Raw genomic sequence first — 22,190 nt, 5'->3', positions numbered from 1 at the left:
TTTTCAAAGAAGATTCCAATTATTTTCGGAATCTTCTTTTACTATTATAAAGCTATTTTTAAATATTTTTATAATTATAGAATCAAATTATTTTAAATGCCCAATTGATTACTTTTCAAAAGTAAGCTATACTCTTTACTTAAAGTGTTTCGTCATAATTAAACTTTTTAACATTTTGGTCTAAAGCAATGTAAATCGTTTGAAAAAGAAAACACGTAACATAGAGGAGTCGAATAATATTAAATATTCTCAATGGAAAGAAAAACTAGATTGGCCAGTATTTTTAATAAGCGGGGGCATACTTGTCTTATTTGTACTGATGTCATCAATATTCACTAAGACAACATCAACATTAGTTCAAAAAGGATTTCAGCTTTCAATTACATATTTTGGTGCTTTTTGGCAAGTTTTACTGCTAGCTACTTTTGCTGTTGGAGCATTTTTAGCTTTTTCCAAATACGGACGCGTAAGATTAGGTAATGCCTCTAAACCTGAAATGGGTTATTTCAGATGGGCTGCTATTGTAATAACATCTGGTTTAGGAGCTGGTGCGATTTTTTGGGCAGCAGCGGAACCAATGTATTATTTTATAGATGTACCGCCAACAATGGATCCAAATATTAAAAATAGCAGTACTCAAGCCATTCCGGCTGCCATGGCACAAAGCTTTACATCCTGGGGATTCACAGCATGGGCAGTTTATGGTGCAGTCAGTGGCATTATTATTATGTATGCACACTACAATAAAAACATGAAAATGCGTCCACGTACGCTGTTGTATCCAATCTTTGGAAGTAAAATTGAAAAGAATAAAATTGGATGGATGATCGATGTATTTTGTATTTTAGGTGCAGTTGCAGGTACAATTGGCACAATCGGCTTCTTTGGTTTCCAATTTAGTTATTGGTTACATAGTATATTTGGTATCCCAGATAATATTATCACCCAAATTTTATCTGTAGCTGGTTTAATGGTCGTTGTTACAATTTCTGCCACGACAGGTATTGATAAAGGGATACAGTTTTTAAGTAAACTTAATGTATGGCTTGCTTTAGCACTTGCCGTATTTATTTTATTAATAGGGCCTGGCCGTTTTATTATTGATACATTCATTTCTTCTTACGGCGTATATCTTACTCACTTTTTAGAAATTAGTACATTCAGAGGAGATGACAAATGGGCTGGAGCATGGATGTTATTCTTTTTCGGCTGGTTTATTGGTTACGGGCCATTAATGGGCATGTTAGTTGCACGTGTTTCAAAAGGGCGTACAATCAGAGAGATATTCTTACTCGTTTCTATAGTAGCTGCTGTTGTGTCGCACTTATGGTTCTCCATACTTGGTGGTAGTGGCCTCTTTTACGAAACTAAAGATAGTGGGGCGATTAGTAACCCGTTAGCTGATAATGGACTGCCAGCAGCAGTTATATCAATCGCATCACATCTACCATTAGGTACTGCACTGGTCATTGTATTATTATTACTAACTTTAATTTTCGTAATCACAACTGCGGATACGATGTCATTCTCAATATCTATGTCAGTAACTGGAGAGGGAGATCCACCTAAAATGATTAGGCTCTTCTGGGTAGTCATTATGGGTGTTATTTCTATTATCTTGATAAATATTGGTGAGGGTAGTATTAACGCTATTCAATCATTTATCATCATCACCGCCGTTCCCATATCAATCATTATGTTACCGGCTATATGGACAGCACCAAAAATTGCGCATAAATTAGCTGTTGAACAAAAAATCACTACTGAAAATAAACAAGATCATACTAAAGATAACATTTTAGAAGAAAGATCTTCAGATAATAAGCACTAAAAAACACGGAATTACTTATCACAGTAATTCCGTGTTTTTATATACTTAATTATTTATTTTCTTTCATATCTAACAATTGATTTTGTAATTCTGTTTCAAGTTCATTTAATTCTGATTCAGCCTGTTTACGTTTCGTACGGCCTTGTTCTTGAATTTGTAACGTTTGTTCAATCGTTTCAATGATATCTTTTTGCGTTGTTTTCAATGTTTCAATATCCACAACTCCGCGCTCATTTTCAGTAGCAGTTGCTAGAGCATTTTGTTTCAACAGCTCGGAATTTTTTAGTAATAAATCATTTGTAGTATCCGTAACTGCTTTTTGAGCAGAAACCGCATTACGTTGTCTCATTAATGTCAGTGCGATAGACATTTGATTCTTCCATAATGGAATACTCGTTAATATTGAACTTTGAATTTTTTCTGCAAGTGCTTGATTCACATTTTGTATCATTCGTATTTGTGGGGCAGTTTGTATAGCAATTTGTCTTGATAGTTGTAAATCATAAATACGCTTATCTAAACGATCAACAAATTGTTCCATATCAGAAGCAGCTTGCACATCCATTTGATTTCCCGTAGATTTCGCTTGTTCTCTCAATTTAGGGATTTCATCTTGTTGCAAAACGTATTGCTTGTGTTTAGCAGCTTCTATATATAATGATAACTCATCAAAATAGTCTTTATTCATATCATACAATTCATCCAACATATCTATATCTTTTTTTAAATTGTTTTTATGTTTATCTAGTTCAATTGAGATACGATCAATTTGTGAACCGACAGATTGCATTTTTGAAAATATCTCATTAACTGATGCCTTTGTTCGTTTAAAAATACGCTTCAGCTTGGATTGGTTTTCCGGATTTAATTCTTCTGGATTGACCGATTTTAATTTACTCATTAATCCGTTTAATGAGTCACCTACAGGTCCCACATCTGTAGTTTTGACTTCATTTAAAATTCGGTGTGAGAATTGTGACATATTCGATTGCGCTTCGGTACCATAATTTAACAAACCATCATTATCCATTGGTTTAATTTGTTTGCTCAATTTATCAATTTTTTGTTGATCTTCATGAGAAAACTGACTTGAACTTTTTATAATTTCAGACCCATTTGCTGAGTTTTCATCAATATACTTATCCAATGGATGCGAATTAATTGAGTCTTGCTCTCTAGCCATAAAATTCCACTCCATTCTGCCTTTAATTATCTATTTATTTGTTGCGTTTCTGCTCAATTTTATTCAATTCCATTTCAATATCTAGCTGGCTATAATCTTCGTCATTAATCCTTCTTAAATCAGCAACCAAAGTTCGTTTCACTTCATCTAATGTGATGCGCGTTTGTTCTAATTTTTGTTTTTCTTCTTTAGATTTTTTAGGTGATTTAGATAATCTCGTATAAGCTTCAATTAAATTTAAAGCATTATCTATATGAGAGTAAAAGAAACTCTCCACCTTGAAAAATGACCCTGGTCGCTGTTTAACAGCAAAATATATTGCACGGGATAAACGATATATCTCGTTGACTTGTTTAAAATCTTTAATCGATCTAACATTCACAAATGTTTTAAATATTCTTCTAATTTTATCCTGAGCATTATTTAATTGACCATTTACAAAATGATAATCTCGACGAGACAAACCAATTTCTCTTAGATACTTTCTAGAAGTTAAACGTTGGGTAGGAAAGTAAAATACAATAAATGTTGCAGCAGCTACTAACACATCGAAAATAAAATATATATCTAATGCAAAGATACTAGCAAACCAAGCAATAACTGCTGCTGGTAAAGCAATAATTGTCCCAAAAATACGAGAAATATTATATCTCAAAATTCATCTTCCTTTATATCGTTCTAAATTTTTTCAATGATTGATCATAATCTAATGCTTCTATTGTGTAATCTTCAACATGTGATGCTGGAGAGGCACCTTCTGTAACAGCGTTAATAAATTCAGTTAAGGATGGCTCATTACCTTGAGCATAAATATCAACATAATTATCAATATTTTCAACAGTACCAACTATATTGTGTTTTTGTGCTATTTTTTCTGTATAATAACGAAAACCTACGCCTTGTACCATTCCAAATACTTTAATATGTTTACGTTGCATAAAATCACCTCTTAATAACATTATACGAAATTTCACTCTACAAAACTAATATTTACGTTTATAATCCAGTTGTATATAGGCCAAAAGTATGAGACAGATAACTTGATTTTGTCGCTTAACTCGTTAGAATATTACACATAGGCAAAAATTGTACGTCTCTGAATTTAAATAATGAATTCTATATTTAGTCTTATTCATATTCTATTTATAAACATGGGGGATTTTTATTTAGAGTGAATGTATCATACAACATACATATGTATATCCAATTTGCACTATAAGTCTAAAAGGTATGCATTATAATACCAAAAATTCATTTTAGACTAATTGTGAAAGGGTGAAATAAAATGTGGACAGTTGCAAAAATTCGAGCTGATTATGAAGGCTGGTGGTTATTTAGTGACTGGACTGATCAAATCGTGGAACAGCATAATTTCGAGACTTATGAAGCAATGATGGCTTTTTATAATGCTTTAATTTTAAAAAGTAAACGCCACTATGATAATTACTTAGTCGGCAAATACAATATACATGCATTTTATAATAATTGTGAATTAGGATTTTGTGAAGATTGTGATGAAGATTTACAAATATTCTATAGTTATATTGTTTTAAATAATAATGAAGTTTATTATAATTTACCTAATATTGAATAAACAGTTTATTCATATTAGTCTTGCAATTTACTAAAAAATGCTTTATAATATTAGTCAAGCAATTGTTTTATTCCATATTGCAAAGAATATTGTACGAGTAATTTTTTATAATACTGTGTCATTGTATTTTTTGTAATATGCGAATAACGCATATTGAATGAATATTAGTCTTGGAGGTTTCACATTTATGAAACAAGGTACAGTAAAATGGTTTAACGCTGAAAAAGGTTTTGGTTTTATCGAAGTTGAAGGAGAAAACGACGTATTCGTACACTTCTCAGCAATTAACCAAGAAGGTTATAAATCATTAGAAGAAGGTCAATCAGTTGAATTTGAAGTAGTTGAAGGCGACCGCGGTCCTCAAGCTGCAAACGTTGTAAAACTATAATATAGATGCAATATTGACTTATCTAAAGAACCTTGTTAAAGGTTCTTTTTTTTATAGAGCCCCTTATCTCTTTATGAGATTAGGGGCTCTTAATGCATGCGAAACTGCATGTATACCACTTTATCCCTTATCTCTTTATGAGATTAGGGGCTCTTAATGCATGCGAAACCGCATGTATACCACTTTATCCCTTATCTCTTTATGAGATTAGGGGCTCTTAATGCATGCGAAACTGCATGTATACCACTATATACTTTATCTAATATCTTAATGCATATATCTACACTATAGGACAATAAAAGGTGACTGAGCGCCTTTTCAGAGACACAGCCACCTTTGGATTATTTAGTATCATTGATAATTAATTGACGTAATGATTGACGTTTAATAACTTCTCTTGCTTTACCATCTTTTAAGAAAAACACAGACGGTTTCTGCATTTGATTATAATTAGATGCCATAGAATAATGGTATGCACCAGTTGAAAGTATCGCTAGATAATCTCCACGCTTCACTGTGCTTGGTAATTGGGCATCTTTTATGATAATATCGCCAGATTCACATAACTTACCAGCGATTGTTACTGTTTCGTCTTTAGGATCATTTCTATTAACTAATAAGGCCTCGTATTTTGCATCATAAAGCGCTGTTCTAATATGGTCGCTCATACCACCATCAATGGAAACATACTTATTGACCTGAGGAATTTCCTTGATTGTTCCAACTTCATATAAAGTAATACCTGCTTCACCAACAATTGAACGACCTGGTTCGATACCAATCTCTGGTACCGGATAATCTGCATCTTCGGCAATTGATTTAATAGCAGCAGTAATCTCTGCGATGCCTTCTTCGATAGGGAAACTTACATCACCCTCAACATATTTAATGCTAAAGCCACCGCCTAAGTTAATTAAATCAACTTTGATATCATTTGCTTTCAACCAATTAATCACAATATTAGCAGTTTCAACCATAGCCTCTGTGCCTTCAATTTGAGATCCAACATGGAAATGAACACCTTTGAGGTTTAATTTTTGAGTATCTCGCACTTTTTCAATACCTTGAATAGCTAAGCCGTGCTTAATTGATAAGCCAAATTTACTATCTTCTTGGCCTGTTTGTATAAATTCATGCGTATGGGCTTCAACGCCAGGATTCAATCTTAAAACAACATCAATTTCTTCACTTGCATATCGCTCAATCAGATCGATTTCCTCTAATGAATCAATAACAATGTAACCAACTTTGCTTTCTAAAGCATATTGAATTTCATGTTTTGTTTTGTTGTTACCGTGAAAATGAATATGTTTTGGATCGAAACCAGCTTCTAATGCTGTATATAATTCTCCTTCAGACACTACATCTAATTCAAGTCCTTCTTCTTGTACTAATTTAACCATTTGTAAACATGTGAATGCTTTTGATGCATATGAAATATTGTATGCTAATCCACTTTGTTTGAACGCTTCATGATAACGTCTCATTTGGTTTCTAATTTGTACTTCATCATATACAAAAGTAGGGGTCCCAAAACTTTGCGCTATCGTTTTTAGACTTGTGCCTCCCATTGTAAGTTCGCCATTGCTATTATATTCTACTACCATAATTTATCTATACTCCTTTATTAATGAGTCGTGATTCATTGCACTTAATTGTTCTGAATTAGCGCCAACGCCTTTAAAAGTAAATTCATCGACACGTATATGGTTATTATATAGTATCACTTCATCTTGTGCATTGACACTGTCATCAACTTCTACAAACATATGACTCATCATAAGCGCACGAATAGGGTAGCGCTTATGATTTATCAAAGCCTCATGTTGTGCTCTTGCTTTGAGTATACCATCACCATAACCAACATCAACGACTGCCAATTTTGTGTTATTTTTTGTCGCTTCAAAAGCAAAACTGTAACCACAAAATTCTCCCGCATTGACTTCACGCACTTGTATGACATTACCTTTAACTGTTAGCGATTGCTGTATGTCTGATTCATTGATTGTACTATAGGGTCTAGAACCATACAATGCAATACCAATACGCGCATGCGTATGGTTAGGTAATACACCTTGCTCACGATAGTAGCTTGCACTATTCTGTGCATGTATCATCTCAAATTCATATCCTTCATCAAGTAGCGTATCTACAATCTCTAACCACGCGGCACGCTCTATATTATAATCTGGAACATCAAATTCATCTGCGTATCCAAAATGCGTCCACAAACCACTAATGTGCATTTTATGTTCATTTTTATTCTGATTATGATGGTGAATGACTTCTTTAATTTCATCAAGTGTCTTTAAACCTGAACGATGTAATAAATTTTCATATTCCAAGTGAACTTGTATGTCATATAATTCGTTAATATTTTCATAATAAAAAGAAAGGGAAGGCAAAGTCATTTGAATCTGATTCTCACGTATCTTATCAAATTCATAAACTGCATTCATCAAAAATATAGTAGCATTTGGCGCTAATTTGCGAATTCGAATTGCTTCTTTAAGTGATGTGGTACTAAATGTATTTATCCCTATATCTAAAAACTGTTCTACTGCAAATTCAAGTCCATAATGGTACGCATTATTTTTTACTACTGCCATTATTTGGTTATCTTGTTTAACATTTTTAGCGTTTTCTTTAAATAATTGTCGGTTTACTGACCATGTGGCTGTCATTGCGATTGTACCTCACTATAAGATTTGAGTATTTGTTCATAGTAATCTGCAATACGTATTAATATAGATTCATTAAAGTTTAAATGAGAAGTGTGTAAACCAGTCACGTATCCTTTTGCTTCATCTCGAACTCCAACAAATACAAAATAGCTTGGTGCAATTTGACTATAGAAACTAAAGTCTTCACCAAATAAGTAAGGTATAGGTTTATCAATCACTTCAAACTCAGCATTTACTAATCCATTTTCAACATGTTTGCGTAATTGAGGATCATTAAAAGTAGGAGGGTAACCTTCTTCAAATTTCACTTCACACTCGACATTAAATAATAATTTAACGCTTTCACTAATTTTCGTCATTTGCTGTTTTACAATCTCTAAATCTTTCACATCATATGTTCTAATAGTACCTTCTAAATAGCCGTTACTTGGAACCGTATTTATGGCTTCACCAGCTTCAAAATGTCCCATATGGACAATGTTTCGTTTCAATCCATTTAAATGATATTGCTGTATCTGTCCTACTTGAGTCAATACATGTTGTAATGCCTCACCGCATGAATGCCCTTGCTCTTTATCAGCAACATGACTTGAAAGACCATGCAAATAGAATCTATACTCTGTAGCACTTGCTGTAATTTCTTCATCTCTAATCACAACACGGCCTTCATTTTCAAATGGCATGACATGTATACCAAAAACTGCTTCAATAGGATATTTTTCAAATGCACCAGCACGTATTAAACGATTCGCGCCACCTCCAGTTTCTTCTGCAGGTTGAAATATGAAGACGATATTTTGAGGAAGTTCGCCCTTATCAGCTAAATTTTTACATCGTTTAACAAATAGCATAAGGGCAGTTGTATGGCCATCATGTCCACAAGCATGCATAACATGATCTACTTCACTTCGGTAGGATACGTCATTTTCTTCGTAAATCGGTAATGCATCTATATCAGCACGATATGCAATCGTATGTGTACTATTTCCAGATAAATAGGCGATAACGCCTGTATCTAATGGACGCTCATATGGCACACCTAAATCATCTAAAAAATGCGCAATATACTTTGTTGTTTCATATTCATGTAAACTTAATTCTGGATGCTTATGTAAATAACGTCTATGTTCTGTTACAAATTCCAACTCAGTCATCGATATCAAATCCTTTAAATTATTATATTAATTACACTAAATAAGCATAATTGTTAGTTTGCTATGTATTATGTATTTAATTTATAAAAATAGGAGGATAGACAAACTTATCGAAACAAAGCGTAGTTTAACACTTAGCAATAGATAAGGGGAGACATCATAGTAAAATAAATATTGTCTCGTCTAAACCTCCTATATTCAACAAAATAATTCCGTATCATTTTGTGTAAAATACATACGGTAATATATAACTTGTATAAGTTTATATACTTAGTACTCTAGTCGTTTAATTTTCTTAGTGCCGAAACGATTTCACGTTTTGAATCTTCGACTTCAGTTGTTTGTTTAATCACTTTTGCTGGCGTACCAGCTACAACTGCGCCTGCGGGTACATCTTGAGTAACAATGGCACCAGCAGCGACAATGGCACCGGCACCGACACGCACACCTTCAAGAATGACTGCATTAGCACCAATAAGTACGTCATCTTCAATAATAACAGGTGAAGCACTTGGTGGTTCGATTACACCAGCTAAAACTGAACCAGCACCGACATGTACATTTTTACCTGTTGTAGCACGTCCGCCTAATGTAGCATTCATATCAACCATTGTGCCTTCTCCAACAACAGCACCAATATTAATTGTTGCACCCATCATGATTACAGCACCATCTTCAATAATGGCTTGTTCACGAATAAATGCACCAGGTTCAATACGTGCATTCGTATTTGTTAAATCTTTCAATGGAATAGCTGAGTTGCGTCGATCCATTTCAACTTCAATTTCATCAATAACTGATTGATTAGACTCATAAAATGGTTTCCAATCATCTGCTTCACAAAAAATAACTTTGGAATCAGATGAACCAAATACTTTAAAATCACATGGGAAAGTAATGTTTTCAAAATCACCATTGATGTAGACTTTTAATGGTGTAGATTTTTTTGCATCACTTATATATTGAATAATTTCTTCTGCCGTTAAATGTTGTATCATAATTAAATTCGCTCCTTAGGGTTTATAAGTTATCAAATGTATAATAACCATTTTTATTTTGTACTAGTTTTTCTGCTGCGCCAATCGCACCGTTGGCAAATATATCTTTAGATTGTGCGCGGTGTGTAATTTCAATTGTTTCATCCGTACCTGCAAAAAGCACATCATGTTCTCCAACAATCGTGCCGCCACGAATAGAATGAATACCTATTTCATCTTGGGTACGTTTTTCAGTCGTTTCATGTCTATCATATACAGGCGTTGTAGTCTCACGTAAAGACTCAATAACATCATATAATTTCACTAATGTACCACTCGGTGCATCAACTTTTTTATTATGATGTGCTTCTGTAAGTTCAATATCAAAATCTTGCAAGAGCGGTACAGCTGCTTCTAAGATTTTTGTAAGTGCATGTACACCATAACTCATATTCGCACTGAAAAACACTGGCATATCTGTACTCAACGCTTTTAATTTATCTATGATTTGTTCTTTCTCACCCGTTGTAGCAATGACAACTGGTAAATTAAAGTCTTCTTCTAATAATGGTAAGAGTAGTTCAGGATTTGAAAAGTCAATAGCAACATCCGCTTCTGTAGCCTCTGAAATATGTTCAAAAGTAGGGTAGGGATAGTGCTTTTCACTGTTTCTCACAATAACCCCAACGATTTCGTGATTTTTCTCTTCTGCTAACCTTGCTACGCGTTGATTCATAGCACCATATCCAATTAATAAAATCTTCATGAATTTCCACCTGCTTTAAATTGTTCGTAAGCTTGTTCTAATTTTTGGCGATCACTGTCTTCAAGTGTAACAAGTGGTAAGCGTACTTCATAGTTACCAAATCCTTCAACTGCTGTTAATGCTTTTACAGGAATAGGGTTAACATCTACTGCTAACGCATCTAATAACGTTTGAATAGGCTGGAATTGAGACTGTATGTTTTCGTCATTTTGTTTTGCATCATATAAAGATTGGAAAGCATTTGGAATAACATTGGCAACCACCGAGATAACACCGTGACCACCTTGATTGAAATAATCAACAATATTATCGTCGTTGCCACTATATAAAGCAAACTCATCTAAATTAAGGCGTTGTTTTAAGTCTTCTAAGTAATCAAAATCATTTGTCGCATCTTTTAATGCAACGATATACTCATTTTCACTTAAAGTTTCCACTGTTTCTGCATCGATTGTCATATTAGTACGTGACGGTACATTATATAATACAACAGGCAATTTCACTGCATCTGCAATTGTTGTAAAGTGGGCAATTAAACCTCTTTGATTTGTCTTGTTATAGTATGGTGTAATAAGCATAATCGCATCAGCACCAATTTCTCTTGCACGCACAGAAGCTTGAATAGACTTTTGAGTATTATTCGTACCAGTACCTGCAATGACAGGCACACGACCATCAACAACATTGACAACGACTTCTAAAATTTGATCCTTCTCTTCATCAGTTAATGTTGGATTCTCAGCTGTAGTACCATTGACTACGATTGATTTGGCATTATTATCTAGTAAATATTTCACATGTCTTCTCAATGCATCAAAGTCAACTTCATTGTGTGTAAATGGCGTTGCTAGTGCAACACCTACACCTTCAAATATATGTCCCATATTATTTTACTCCTTTCAAGCTCATAACTTGTTCAAGTATTTGTACTGCATTTAATGCTGCACCTTTTAATAAGTTGTCAGAAGTACACCATACATGGAAAGTATTGTCTAAGCTATCGTCACGACGAATGCGTCCAACAAAGATTTCATCTCTACCAGTTGAATGAATTGCTAATGGATATTCATTGTTTTGAGGATTATCTACAAGTACAACACGATCATCTTTTTCAAATAACTCTTGAATGGCTGAAACTGTTGCTTCTTTTTCTAATGTTACACTCATGTGTACACTATGACTGTCTTGTACAGGTACACGGACGCAAGTAGCTGTTACCTTTAAATGATCATCTTGTAAAATTTTACGTGTTTCATCAATCATTTTTTGTTCTTCTTTTGTATACCCATCTTCGAGAAAAGTATCTATATGTGGTAACACATTATTATAAATAGGGTGAGGGTATGCCTCTGGCGCTTTACCATTTGCTCCTTCAGCTAAATCTTGTTTACCTTTCACTCCTGAACCAGATACTGCTTGATAAGTTGTATATGCAACACGTTTTAATCCAAATGCTTCTTGTAATGGTTTAAGTGGCACGACAGATTGAATCGTAGAACAGTTTGGATTGGCAATGATTTTTCTATCTAATTTAGGTTCATTCACTTCTGGTACTATTAAATCAATACCTTCAGTCATTCTCCATTGACTAGAGTTGTCAATCACGATAGCTCCTGCTTGTTCGAAAATAGGGGAATAATGTTCACTTGTACTACCACCCGCACTCATTAATACATAATCAAAAGGTTCGCTAGCTGCTTCATCAGTCAATTCACGTACTGTGTATGTTTTACCTTGAAATTCAATTTGTTCTCCCGCTGATCGCGCTGAAGAGAATAATACTAACTCATCAAAGGCAATGCCTTTTCTATCTACTGTTTCTAACATTTTTCTTCCTACTAATCCTGTTGCACCTGCAATAGCTAATCTAGTCATATACAAAACACTCCATTTTTTATTAGTTGATTTTAAAAAGTTTTGAAAATTCAGATATCAAAAGCTTGATATAAAGTCTGTACAGCACGTTCACCGTTTTCAGCATCGATGACACATGAAATACTAATTTCCGATGTTGTCGTTTGATAAAATGAGATATCATTTTCAATTAAAGTAATAAATGCTTTTGAAGCTACACCAGACATATCTCTCATACCTGAACCTATTAAAGAAATTTTAACGTATTCTTCATTAATTCTGAAGTCCAAGGCACTAAAGTCTTCTTTTAAAGTTTCCAGTATAGATGAAATTTGTGCAACATCCGTATCTTTAATTGTAAAAGACATTTGTAAGCCTTCTAAATTAACAATTTGAGATATCATATCTACATTTACAGAACCATCTTCTAATTGACTGAATAATTTTGTGAGTAATTTATTATCTGGTAAGGGGTAACTAATTGTAACATGCATCATATGTGTATCTAATGCAACACCTGTGACGGCTTTCTTTTCTAAAATTTCTGTTTGTGGCATAATCCATGTTCCTTTCACATTTGATAAAGTTCTACCTAAATATAGGGGAATGTTATAATTATTTGCTAATTCAACACTTCTTGTTTCTAATACGCCTGCACCTAAAGCACTCATTTCCATCATTTCTTCATACGATACATAATCGAGTCGCTTCGCATCTTTATATAGGCGAGGATCTGTAGCATAAACACCATCCACATCTGTATAAATTTCACAAGGCGTATGATTACTCGCAGCTAATGCAACAGCAGTCGTATCAGAACCTCCACGTCCTAAAGTCGTTACTTCTAAATCATCATTAACACCTTGGAAACCAGCCACAACAAGCACGTCATTTTCTTCAAATGCTTGTTCAAATGTTTCAGGATTAATTTCAGCTATACGACTTTTCAAATGGTGCCCAACCGTTTTGATACCAGCTTGATAACCTGTCATAGCTTTAGCTCGAACGCCAATGTCATTCAAAACCATCGATAAGTATGAAACGGTTTGTTGTTCACCAGTTGTGAGTAATAGCGCTAATTCTTGATCCTTTGGACTAGTGGTTAATGTAGATACATTTGCCATTAACTCATCGGTCGTTTTACCCATAGCACTTACTACGACAATAAGTTGTTCTCCTTGTGCAATTCTCAAACTTAACATCTCAGCTATATTTTTAATTTTAGTAAAATCACTAACTGAAGAACCACCAAATTTCAAAACACTTCTTTCCAAATTCATATCCTCCTCGTTGAATAGGGGAGAATCACAGTTATATAAAAAAAGAACAAGTCCGAAATGCGAACCTGTTCTATATTATATATACAAGTGATGCACTCCATTATCTTAAAATAATGACAGACTCTTAGCTCTTAACCATAAAGTCCAACATGTTATAAGCTGCTATTATAACCGTTTCGGCATCTCACCCTTTCAAAATTAGCTGCTAGCAGTCAGATTCTTCTAATCTTTACTAATGATTGATGCGCCTCATCAAAACCTTATTAAATTTTTGTTTATGTTTCACATTATACATAGGCTTACATGTACTGTAAACCGCTTTTCTTTAATTTTTTAAATTTACTGAAAAATATGACATTTAAGGAGTGTTTTTTACCTCAAGAGTGTAAAATGATATCTTTTTGAGGTGTTGCTTTTTTAAAACACAAAATGATGATTCTTTTAAAATTCCTCGTACGATGCCGGATCTTGACCTTTTAGTCGGCCATCTTGCTGTGTCAGACTATTAATTTTATCAATATCTTGTTGTTCTAAAGTAAAATCAAATATATCTTTATTTTGAATTTGTCGCGCAATCGATGTTGATTTAGGAATAGGGACAATACCATTTTGTACATGCCATTTTAAAATGATTTGAGGGATTGTTTTATTATATTTTTCTGCTATAACAGCAATATCTTTATCCTTAATCACCTCAGATGCACGACCTAAAGGACTCCAGGCTTGTGTAATGATGCCTTTTTGATTATGATATTCAATCATGTCCTGCTGATTAAAATAGGGATGCAGTTCAATTTGATTAACTACAGGCAACACACCTGTTTCTTTTTCTAAATTTTCAATATGTTCTGGTAAGAAATTACAAACACCAATAGATTTTATCAAGCCAGCTTTTTGCGCATCTATCATTGCTTGCCATGCTTCTACATACTTGCCTTGTTTAGGATTAGGCCAGTGGATTAAGTATAAATCTAAATACTCAACACCTAAACGATAGATTGATTCTTGAATCGCAACCATAGCTGCATCATAATCTTGATAACGACCTGGTAATTTTGAAGTAATGATAACTTGATCTCTTGTCACATGACTATTGTCAATCGCTTTGCCCACAGTACCTTCGTTTTCATAATTATATGCTGTATCTAACAAGCGATATCCTTGATTTAATGCATTCGTTATTGCGTGTGCACCATGCGCACCATTAAGCTTATATGTACCAAATCCAATTTGAGGTAATACTTGACCGTCAATCATATTTAAATTTTTCATTTAAACATTCCTCCTACAGTTAATTAATTATGATTATATAATTGTGAAAATGCTTTTTAAAGCAATCGGCCTATACCTCTTTTTAAAGTAGGGGAATAAAAAAACGTGACAAAAGTCTATTTTCAAAAATGTGATGTCATAACTACAATAATTAGGTTATGATATGAAAAAAGCGTCTAAAACATTTATTTATGTCTTAGACGCTTAAATATGATTACAATTATTTAGCTAATACACCAGTTTCTTCTAAATAGGCTTCATAAGAAATCTCTTTTGAAACTGCACCAGCAGGATTTAAATCAATAACACGGTTCGCGATTGTGTTAATAAATTCAAAATCATATGACGTAAAGATGATTGAACCTTTGAAGTTCTTTAATCCATCATTTACCGCAGTAATACTTTCTAAATCTAAATGGTTTGTTGGTTCGTCTAACAATAGCACGTTTGCACTTGATAGCATCATTTTACTTAGCATACAACGTACTTTTTCTCCACCTGAAAGCACACTTGCTTTTTTCTTAACTTCTTCACCACTAAATAGCATACGTCCTAAGAAGCCACGTAAGAATGTTTCAGTTTGTTCGTCTTCCGGTGCATACTGACGTAACCAATCTACTAGATTCATGTCTACACCTTCAAAGTAGTCAGAGTTATCTTTAGGGAAGTAACTACGTGAAGTTGTGACACCCCATCTTACTGAACCTTCATCTGGTTCCATCTCACCAGCTAAGATTTTCAATAATGTTGATTTAGCAAATTCACTATCTCCAATTAATACAGCTTTATCATTAGGATCCATTGTAAATGAAATATTGTCTAGAACTTTAACACCATCAATTGTTTTTGAAAGGTTTTCTACAAACAATAAGTCATTCCCAATTTCACGTTCTGGAGTGAATTTAACAAATGGGTAACGACGCGATGAAGGTTGAATATCATCGAGTTCGATTTTTTCAAGTTGTTTCTTACGACTTGTTGCTTGTTTTGATTTTGAAGCATTTGCAGAGAAACGCGCAACGAAATCTTGTAATTCTTTGATTTTTTCTTCTTTTTTCTTATTTTGATCTTGTGCCATTTTCATTGCTAATTCACTAGATTGATACCAAAAATCATAGTTACCAACGTAAACTTTAATTTTCCCATAATCTAAATCGGCAATGTGAGTACATACGTTATTTAAAAAGTGTCTGTCATGAGAAACTACAATAACTGTATTTTCAAAATTAATTAAGAAATCTTCTAACCAACTAATTGCAGGGATATCTAAACCATTGGTAGGCTCATCTAGTAGCAATACGTCTGGTTTACCAAAAAGACTTTGAGCCAATAAGACTTTAACTTTTTGATTATTTTCTAATTCTGACATTGTTTTATCTTGTAAATCTGCTTTTATACCAAGACCAGATAGTAGGGAACCAGCATCTGCTTCTGCATTCCATCCATCCATTTCTGCAAATTCGCCTTCTAATTCTGCTGCTCTAATACCATCTTCATCGCTGAAATCAGGTTTCATATAGATCTCATCTTTTTCTTTCATAACAGCATACAAACGTTCGTGACCTTTAATAACAACATCTATAACACGTTCATCTTCAAATGCAAAATGATCTTGTTTTAATACTGCTAAACGTTCATTTTTCCCCATTGAAACATGACCAGTTTGTGCATCTAATTCTCCAGATAAAATTTTCAAGAACGTTGATTTACCTGCACCATTTGCACCTATCAAACCATAGCAATTGCCATCTGTAAATTTAATATTTACATCTTCAAATAGCTTACGATCGCCAAATCGTAAACTTACATCAGTAACTTGTAACATGCATTTACTCCTTTTCGTTAATCTACCGCACAAATTATAACACACTTATCTTGCACTTTCGACCTTTCGCGCTAGACTGATGCTTGTTTTCCTATAGCATGTTATAATATAGAAGAATAAATTTTATGAACGAAGGAGAAAAGTATGGCCCAAGATGAAAAAGATATTGTAGGTTCAATAGAATTCCTTGAAGTTGTAGGTTTAGAAAGTTCCACTTACAAATTAAAAGGACCCAATGGTGAAGAAGTTAAATTAAACCAATCTGAAATTAATGATGAAGATGAATTACAAATAGGTGAAGAATATAGCTTTTTTGTATATCCTAATAGATCAGGTGCATTATTCGCTACTCAAAATATGCCTGACATTACTACGAATAAATATGATTTTGTAAAAGTTTTAAAAACTGATAGAGATGGTGCACACGTAGATGTTGGGTTACCACGAGAAGTACTGATTCCTTGGGAAGATCTTCCGAAAGTTAAAGATGTTTGGCCAGTACAAGGTGATGAACTATTTGTTACTTTACGTATCGACAGAGATAACAACATGTTTGCTCGATTAGCGACAGAAACAATCGTTGAACAAATGTATACACCTGTGTTCGATGACGAGAAGCAAAACCAAGTGATAGAAGCAAGACCTTATCGTTTACTAAGAATTGGCAGTTTCTTACTATCTAAAGATGGTTATAAAATATTCGTTCATGAAACAGAACGTAAAGAAGAACCTCGATTAGGTGAAAATGTTAGCGTTCGTATCATTGGTCATAATGAAAAAGGGGAACTAAATGGCTCATTCTTACCCTTAGCACATGAGCGATTAGATGATGATGGCCAACACATATTTGACTTATTAGTTGAATATGATGGGGAGTTACCTTTTTCAGACAAATCTAGTCCAGAAGCAATCAAAGAAATATTTAATATGAGTAAAGGCTCATTCAAGAGAGCAATAGGCCATCTTTATAAAAATAAAATTATCACGATCGAAAGTGGTAAAATTGCCTTAACCCAAAAAGGTTGGGCAAGAATCGAAAAATAGTTTCTTCTATTATAAAGCAGTGAACGATTGAATTAATGAAATTTAAATCACACTTCATTATTTAAGCACTTTATTACAATTGCTATTCATTGATTCAGTAAAACATCATACAGCAATCAATATTAAAACCTAAAAATACTACTTTTTTGTAGTTATTTTTAGGTTTTTTTGTATTTTAACATTACAAATTCAAAACTTCTGTAATATTAAAAGAGGAGTATAACGTTGATTTAAAGCGATTTTTGAACCAAAGTGATCACCTAACATTACAAATATAAATATTGTAAACAACAACAATAATTCCTTAACAAAACATTTACATTATCTATATTTGTATTTAATAAAAGGTGTGTAGTATAGATACTGTAAGAAATACATATAACTTTTGGGTTATTCACTTATTAGGAGGATGTTTCAATGAAAAAATGGCAATTAATTGGTACTACAGCAATCGGTGCTTCACTTTTATTAGGTGCTTGTGGCGGCGGAGGTAACGCTGATTCAGGTAAAGGCGAAGGAGAAGTTAAAGGCGATGGCTCATCAACAGTAGGTCCAATCATTGAAAAACTTAACGAAAAATTTGCTAAAGATAATAAAGATGTAACAGTATCATCAGGTACTTCAGGTACAGGTGGGGGATTTGAAAAATTCATCTCAGGTAGCACTGATTTTTCAAATGCATCTAGACCAATAAAAGATGAAGAAAAGAAAAAATTGGATGACAAAGGTATTAAATACGATGAATTCAAAATTGCTCAAGACGGTGTAACAATCACAGTCAATAAAGATAATGATTTCGTTGACGAACTTACTAAAGAACAACTTAAAGAAATTTACTCAGGTAAAGCTAAAACTTGGAAAGATGTAAATCCAAAATGGCCATCTAAAGAGATCAAAGCTTACTCACCTGACCAATCACATGGTACTTACGATTTCTTCACTGAAGAAGTTATGGACAAAGGGGATATCAAAGCAGAGAAAAATGCTGATACAAATGTAATTGTACAATCTGTTCAAAAAAATGAACAAGGTATTGGTTACTTCGGTTATAACTTCTATGAACAAAATAAAGATAAATTAAAAGAAGTTAAAGTTAAAGATGATTCAGGTAAAACAACTGAACCAACTAAGAAAACTATCCAAGATGGTTCATATGCATTGAGTAGACCATTGTATATCTACACTAACGAGAAAAAATTAAAAGATAACAAAGGATTCCAAGACTTCATGAAATTTGTTCTTGAAGACAAAGGTAAATCAGCTGAAGATGCAGGATTTGTTGCATTACCTAAGAAAGACTACACAGAACAACAATCTAAATTAGATGACATCATTGGTAAAGATAGTAAAAAAGACGACGACAAAGACAGTAAATAATTATAGTAAGATCGTTTAGGGTTGGGATTCTGGAATGGGGCAAAGTTAGATTCGTACGCTACTTTGTCATTTTTCCAGACCCAACTTTTTTAAATAATTGGGAGTTTACAAGAAGGAAGGAATTCACATGGCGAATAATAATCTTTCCGTAAGTGAAATGATTGAAAAAAACAACGCTAAAAAGAATGGTACAAGCGATAAAATTGCACCGGTCATTTTAGGAATCATTGCAGTTTTTTCTATTTTAGCAACTATCGGAATTATCGTGACACTTTTAACTGAAACAATTACATTCTTTACACGAGTTTCATTTGCAGACTTTTTCCTAACAATGGACTGGAATCCATTTTCATCAACACCTAAATATGGTATTTGGGCATTGATTCTAGGTACATTGAAAATTACAGTTATCGCGACTATTGTAGCTGTACCAATTGGTTTAGGTGCTGCACTTTACTTAAGTGAATATGCTTCAAGTAGAGCAAGAAGCATTATCAAACCTATACTAGAAATCTTATCAGGTATTCCAACAATTGTATTTGGTTTCTTTGCACTTACATTCGTAACGCCTATACTACGTTCTGTCTTTCCAGAACTAGGTAGTTTCAACTCTATCAGTCCCGGAATTGTAGTAGGTGTCATGATTATACCTTTAATTTCAAGTATGAGTGAAGATGCTATGTCATCCGTACCAAATAAAATGCGCGAGGGTGCTTTAGGCTTAGGCGCTACTAAATTTGAAGTTGCAACTAAGGTTGTTTTACCTGCTGCAACATCAGGTATCATGGCTTCAATTGTATTAGCAATTTCTCGTGCAATCGGTGAAACGATGATTGTATCATTAGCTGCAGGTAGTACACCGTCTTCATCATTAGATTTAACAGGATCTATTCAAACAATGACTGGTTATATCGTGCAAGTAGCAACAGGTGATGCGACATTCGGTTCAGATATTTATTACAGTATTTATGCAGTAGGTTTTACATTATTCTTATTCACATTAATTATGAACTTAATTTCACATTGGATTACGAAACGTTTCAGAGAGGAGTATTAAAATGGCTGAAGTTAACAACAATAGTAAAGCACTTGTCGATCAAAACACCGTTGAAAAGAAACTCTCTGGGAGATTGTCGATAAATAAACTTAATAAGTGGGCATTCTTTGCATGTACAATGATCGGCTTACTCGTCTTAGCGGCATTAATTATTGATACTTTAATTAAAGGTGTTGGACATTTAACTCCTTCATTCTTTACGAGCTTCTCATCTTCAACACCATCAATGGCCGGCATCAAAGGCGCCTTGATTGGTACTGTATGGTTGATGATTACAATTATTCCTATTTCTATTATTTTAGGCGTAGGTACAGCAATTTATTTGGAAGAATATGCAAAAGATAATGCATTCACAAGTTTCATAAAAGTAAGTATCTCGAATTTAGCTGGTGTACCATCAGTCGTATTCGGTTTACTAGGCTTAACAATTTTTGTAAGAGGTATGGGTATCGAATCATTAGCACTAGGTAATTCCATATTAGCTGCCGCACTCACGATGTCACTGCTTATCTTACCAGTAATTATTGTTGCGAGTCAGGAAGCAATCAGAGCAGTACCTAATTCAGTAAGAGAAGCATCATATGGATTAGGTGGTAATAAATGGCAAACAATACGCCGTGTAGTCTTACCAGCTGCAATCCCTGGTATTTTAACTGGATTTATCTTGGCACTATCACGTGCGTTAGGTGAAACGGCACCTTTAATTCTAATTGGTATCCCGACAGTATTATTACAATTACCATCAAGTATCTTTGATCAGTTCCAAGCTTTACCAATGGCTATATACAACTGGGCGAAATTACCACAAGCAGAATTCCAAAACGTCGCATCAGCAGGCATTATCGTATTGCTCGTCATCTTATTATTGATGAACGCAATTGCTATTTTCTTAAGAAACAAATACAGTAAAAAATTCTAATCGTACTCAAATATAAAGTGTATTTAACCAAGGCTAGTCTACTGGGAATATACTATGGATATTAAATCTATAGTCTGGCTAGCCTTATATAAAAAAGGAGTTTTAATTATGGCTAATAAACAAATAATTGATAAAAATGATGACTTACAAGCACATACAGATCGCAATGATAAACCTATTGCAACAATTGAATCGAATCATAAAGAGAACAAAATTCCAGATAGTGAAAAGAAAATTGTCTATTCTACAAAAAATTTAGACTTATGGTATGGCGAGAATCACGCACTTAAAAATATTAACCTAGACATTCTAGAAAATAATGTCACTGCTATTATAGGACCATCAGGTTGTGGTAAATCAACATATATCAAGGCTTTAAACCGTATGGTAGAACTTGTACCATCTGTTAAAACTGCAGGTAAAATTTTATATCGTGATAAAAATATTTTTGACGACAAACATTCAGTAGAAAAATTAAGAACAAATGTAGGTATGGTATTCCAACAACCAAATCCATTCCCTAAATCAATTTACGATAATATTACGTATGGTCCAAAAATCCATGGCATTAAAAACAAAAAAGTTTTAGATGAAATTGTTGAAAAATCTTTACGTGGCGCTGCAATTTGGGATGAGTTAAAAGACCGCTTAGATACAAATGCCTATAGCTTATCAGGTGGTCAACAACAACGTGTATGTATTGCACGTACATTAGCAATTGAACCAGATGTTATTTTAATGGATGAGCCAACATCTGCATTAGATCCAATTTCAACATTAAAAGTTGAAGAATTAGTACAAGAATTAAAAGAAAAATATTCAATTATTATCGTTACACATAACATGCAACAAGCAGCACGTGTATCAGATAAAACAGCATTCTTCCTTAACGGCTATGTAAACGAATACGATGATACAGATAAAATCTTCTCTAATCCTTCTGATAAACAAACTGAAGATTATATCTCAGGTCGTTTCGGTTGAT

21 protein-coding genes and 1 riboswitch are annotated in these 22,190 nt (G+C 33.6%); of the genes, 8 read left to right on the top strand and 13 right to left on the bottom strand.

The window, feature by feature from the left end; all coding sequences use genetic code 11:
• Positions 1-199: 199 nt before the first annotated feature.
• The gene (locus tag KA893_RS00270) at positions 200-1,831 is read left to right on the top strand and encodes a BCCT family transporter (protein ID WP_069821984.1); all 1,632 of its coding nucleotides are present in this window, start codon (positions 200-202) and stop codon (positions 1,829-1,831) included.
• Positions 1,832-1,880: 49 nt separating this feature from the next.
• On the opposite strand, the gene KA893_RS00265 is transcribed toward KA893_RS00270, so the two are convergent.
• Genes KA893_RS00265 through KA893_RS00255 form a run of 3 tightly spaced genes read right to left on the bottom strand, consistent with a single transcriptional unit; the run spans position 1,881 to position 3,952 of the window.
• Positions 1,881-3,014 (bottom strand): toxic anion resistance protein, encoded by a 1,134-nt coding sequence (locus KA893_RS00265; protein ID WP_002483315.1) that lies wholly within the window; start codon positions 3,012-3,014, stop codon positions 1,881-1,883.
• A gap of 34 nt (positions 3,015-3,048) precedes the next feature.
• The gene (locus KA893_RS00260; protein ID WP_002483316.1) at positions 3,049-3,669 is read right to left on the bottom strand and encodes a 5-bromo-4-chloroindolyl phosphate hydrolysis family protein; all 621 of its coding nucleotides are present in this window, start codon (positions 3,667-3,669) and stop codon (positions 3,049-3,051) included.
• Positions 3,670-3,682: 13 nt separating this feature from the next.
• Positions 3,683-3,952: an acylphosphatase gene (locus tag KA893_RS00255; protein WP_037538434.1), complete on the bottom strand. Its 270-nt coding sequence runs from the start codon at positions 3,950-3,952 to the stop codon at positions 3,683-3,685.
• A 347-nt stretch (positions 3,953-4,299) separates the two neighbouring features.
• On the opposite strand from KA893_RS00255, the gene msaA reads away from it, so the two are divergent.
• Both msaA and cspA read left to right on the top strand, forming a co-directional pair.
• Positions 4,300-4,608 (top strand): regulatory protein MsaA, encoded by a 309-nt coding sequence (gene msaA / locus KA893_RS00250; protein ID WP_002483318.1) that lies wholly within the window; start codon positions 4,300-4,302, stop codon positions 4,606-4,608.
• Between the two features lie 187 nt (positions 4,609-4,795).
• Positions 4,796-4,996: a cold shock protein CspA gene (gene cspA, locus KA893_RS00245; protein WP_001831260.1), complete on the top strand. Its 201-nt coding sequence runs from the start codon at positions 4,796-4,798 to the stop codon at positions 4,994-4,996.
• Between the two features lie 341 nt (positions 4,997-5,337).
• Here cspA and lysA read toward each other — a convergent pair whose 3' ends face one another.
• From lysA to KA893_RS00195, 10 genes are all read right to left on the bottom strand, one after another.
• On the bottom strand, positions 5,338-6,603 hold the full coding sequence (lysA, locus tag KA893_RS00240; RefSeq protein WP_069821983.1) for a diaminopimelate decarboxylase: 1,266 nt from the start codon (positions 6,601-6,603) through the stop codon (positions 5,338-5,340).
• A 3-nt stretch (positions 6,604-6,606) separates the two neighbouring features.
• Positions 6,607-7,680 (bottom strand): alanine racemase, encoded by a 1,074-nt coding sequence (locus KA893_RS00235; protein ID WP_069821982.1) that lies wholly within the window; start codon positions 7,678-7,680, stop codon positions 6,607-6,609.
• Complete coding sequence (locus KA893_RS00230; protein ID WP_210125491.1) at positions 7,677-8,834, bottom strand: M20 metallopeptidase family protein; 1,158 nt, start codon at positions 8,832-8,834, stop codon at positions 7,677-7,679. The genes KA893_RS00235 and KA893_RS00230 overlap by 4 nt, the downstream gene beginning before the upstream one ends.
• A gap of 278 nt (positions 8,835-9,112) precedes the next feature.
• The gene (gene dapD / locus KA893_RS00225; RefSeq protein ID WP_210125490.1) at positions 9,113-9,832 is read right to left on the bottom strand and encodes a 2,3,4,5-tetrahydropyridine-2,6-dicarboxylate N-acetyltransferase; all 720 of its coding nucleotides are present in this window, start codon (positions 9,830-9,832) and stop codon (positions 9,113-9,115) included.
• Between the two features lie 22 nt (positions 9,833-9,854).
• On the bottom strand, positions 9,855-10,577 hold the full coding sequence (dapB, locus tag KA893_RS00220) for a 4-hydroxy-tetrahydrodipicolinate reductase (protein ID WP_002483323.1): 723 nt from the start codon (positions 10,575-10,577) through the stop codon (positions 9,855-9,857).
• Positions 10,574-11,461, bottom strand: coding sequence for a 4-hydroxy-tetrahydrodipicolinate synthase (gene dapA / locus KA893_RS00215; RefSeq protein ID WP_002483324.1), 888 nt, complete (start codon positions 11,459-11,461; stop codon positions 10,574-10,576). The genes dapB and dapA overlap by 4 nt, the downstream gene beginning before the upstream one ends.
• A gap of 1 nt (position 11,462) precedes the next feature.
• Positions 11,463-12,452, bottom strand: a complete 990-nt coding sequence (locus KA893_RS00210) for an aspartate-semialdehyde dehydrogenase (RefSeq protein ID WP_002483325.1) — start codon at positions 12,450-12,452, stop codon at positions 11,463-11,465.
• 50 nt (positions 12,453-12,502) lie between these two features.
• On the bottom strand, positions 12,503-13,711 hold the full coding sequence (locus KA893_RS00205) for an aspartate kinase (protein WP_164548945.1): 1,209 nt from the start codon (positions 13,709-13,711) through the stop codon (positions 12,503-12,505).
• Positions 13,712-13,793: 82 nt separating this feature from the next.
• Positions 13,794-13,972: riboswitch (Lysine riboswitch) on the bottom strand.
• Between the two features lie 180 nt (positions 13,973-14,152).
• Positions 14,153-14,983 carry an aldo/keto reductase gene (locus tag KA893_RS00200; RefSeq protein WP_002483327.1) on the bottom strand — a complete coding sequence of 277 codons (831 nt, stop codon included), beginning with the start codon at positions 14,981-14,983 and terminating at the stop codon, positions 14,153-14,155.
• Between the two features lie 220 nt (positions 14,984-15,203).
• The gene (locus KA893_RS00195; protein ID WP_002483328.1) at positions 15,204-16,808 is read right to left on the bottom strand and encodes an ABC-F family ATP-binding cassette domain-containing protein; all 1,605 of its coding nucleotides are present in this window, start codon (positions 16,806-16,808) and stop codon (positions 15,204-15,206) included.
• Between the two features lie 144 nt (positions 16,809-16,952).
• On the opposite strand from KA893_RS00195, the gene cvfB reads away from it, so the two are divergent.
• The 5 genes from cvfB to pstB all read left to right on the top strand — a co-directional run bounded on the left by cvfB (position 16,953) and on the right by pstB (position 22,189).
• Complete coding sequence (cvfB, locus tag KA893_RS00190) at positions 16,953-17,852, top strand: RNA-binding virulence regulatory protein CvfB (RefSeq protein ID WP_069821978.1); 900 nt, start codon at positions 16,953-16,955, stop codon at positions 17,850-17,852.
• Positions 17,853-18,269: 417 nt separating this feature from the next.
• Entirely contained in the window at positions 18,270-19,229 is a 960-nt protein-coding gene (locus KA893_RS00185; protein ID WP_210125489.1) for a PstS family phosphate ABC transporter substrate-binding protein, read from the top strand.
• A 127-nt stretch (positions 19,230-19,356) separates the two neighbouring features.
• On the top strand, positions 19,357-20,286 hold the full coding sequence (pstC, locus tag KA893_RS00180) for a phosphate ABC transporter permease subunit PstC (protein WP_069838000.1): 930 nt from the start codon (positions 19,357-19,359) through the stop codon (positions 20,284-20,286).
• Between the two features lies 1 nt (position 20,287).
• Positions 20,288-21,205: a phosphate ABC transporter permease PstA gene (gene pstA, locus KA893_RS00175; RefSeq protein ID WP_011303140.1), complete on the top strand. Its 918-nt coding sequence runs from the start codon at positions 20,288-20,290 to the stop codon at positions 21,203-21,205.
• Between the two features lie 108 nt (positions 21,206-21,313).
• Entirely contained in the window at positions 21,314-22,189 is an 876-nt protein-coding gene (pstB, locus tag KA893_RS00170; RefSeq protein WP_011303141.1) for a phosphate ABC transporter ATP-binding protein PstB, read from the top strand.
• Position 22,190: the final 1 nt, after the last annotated feature.

This window comes from Staphylococcus sp. GDY8P126P (assembly GCF_017891965.1).
Taxonomy (GTDB): Bacteria; Bacillota; Bacilli; order Staphylococcales; family Staphylococcaceae; genus Staphylococcus; species Staphylococcus saprophyticus.
This window is presented reverse-complemented; position numbering and strand designations above follow the sequence as displayed.

Coding starts and splice junctions, on each gene's coding strand:
- pstC (WP_069838000.1), top strand. CDS start 19,357: ATGGCGAATAATAATCTTTCCGTAAGTGAAATGATTGAAAAAAACAAC.
- KA893_RS00205 (WP_164548945.1), bottom strand. CDS start 13,711: ATGAATTTGGAAAGAAGTGTTTTGAAATTTGGTGGTTCTTCAGTTAGT.
- KA893_RS00200 (WP_002483327.1), bottom strand. CDS start 14,983: ATGAAAAATTTAAATATGATTGACGGTCAAGTATTACCTCAAATTGGA.
- cvfB (WP_069821978.1), top strand. CDS start 16,953: ATGGCCCAAGATGAAAAAGATATTGTAGGTTCAATAGAATTCCTTGAA.
- KA893_RS00210 (WP_002483325.1), bottom strand. CDS start 12,452: ATGACTAGATTAGCTATTGCAGGTGCAACAGGATTAGTAGGAAGAAAA.
- KA893_RS00255 (WP_037538434.1), bottom strand. CDS start 3,952: ATGCAACGTAAACATATTAAAGTATTTGGAATGGTACAAGGCGTAGGT.
- KA893_RS00195 (WP_002483328.1), bottom strand. CDS start 16,808: ATGTTACAAGTTACTGATGTAAGTTTACGATTTGGCGATCGTAAGCTA.
- KA893_RS00235 (WP_069821982.1), bottom strand. CDS start 7,680: ATGACAGCCACATGGTCAGTAAACCGACAATTATTTAAAGAAAACGCT.
- KA893_RS00265 (WP_002483315.1), bottom strand. CDS start 3,014: ATGGCTAGAGAGCAAGACTCAATTAATTCGCATCCATTGGATAAGTAT.
- dapA (WP_002483324.1), bottom strand. CDS start 11,461: ATGGGACATATATTTGAAGGTGTAGGTGTTGCACTAGCAACGCCATTT.
- pstB (WP_011303141.1), top strand. CDS start 21,314: ATGGCTAATAAACAAATAATTGATAAAAATGATGACTTACAAGCACAT.
- pstA (WP_011303140.1), top strand. CDS start 20,288: ATGGCTGAAGTTAACAACAATAGTAAAGCACTTGTCGATCAAAACACC.
- lysA (WP_069821983.1), bottom strand. CDS start 6,603: ATGGTAGTAGAATATAATAGCAATGGCGAACTTACAATGGGAGGCACA.
- KA893_RS00230 (WP_210125491.1), bottom strand. CDS start 8,834: ATGACTGAGTTGGAATTTGTAACAGAACATAGACGTTATTTACATAAG.
- msaA (WP_002483318.1), top strand. CDS start 4,300: ATGTGGACAGTTGCAAAAATTCGAGCTGATTATGAAGGCTGGTGGTTA.
- dapD (WP_210125490.1), bottom strand. CDS start 9,832: ATGATACAACATTTAACGGCAGAAGAAATTATTCAATATATAAGTGAT.
- cspA (WP_001831260.1), top strand. CDS start 4,796: ATGAAACAAGGTACAGTAAAATGGTTTAACGCTGAAAAAGGTTTTGGT.
- KA893_RS00185 (WP_210125489.1), top strand. CDS start 18,270: ATGAAAAAATGGCAATTAATTGGTACTACAGCAATCGGTGCTTCACTT.
- dapB (WP_002483323.1), bottom strand. CDS start 10,577: ATGAAGATTTTATTAATTGGATATGGTGCTATGAATCAACGCGTAGCA.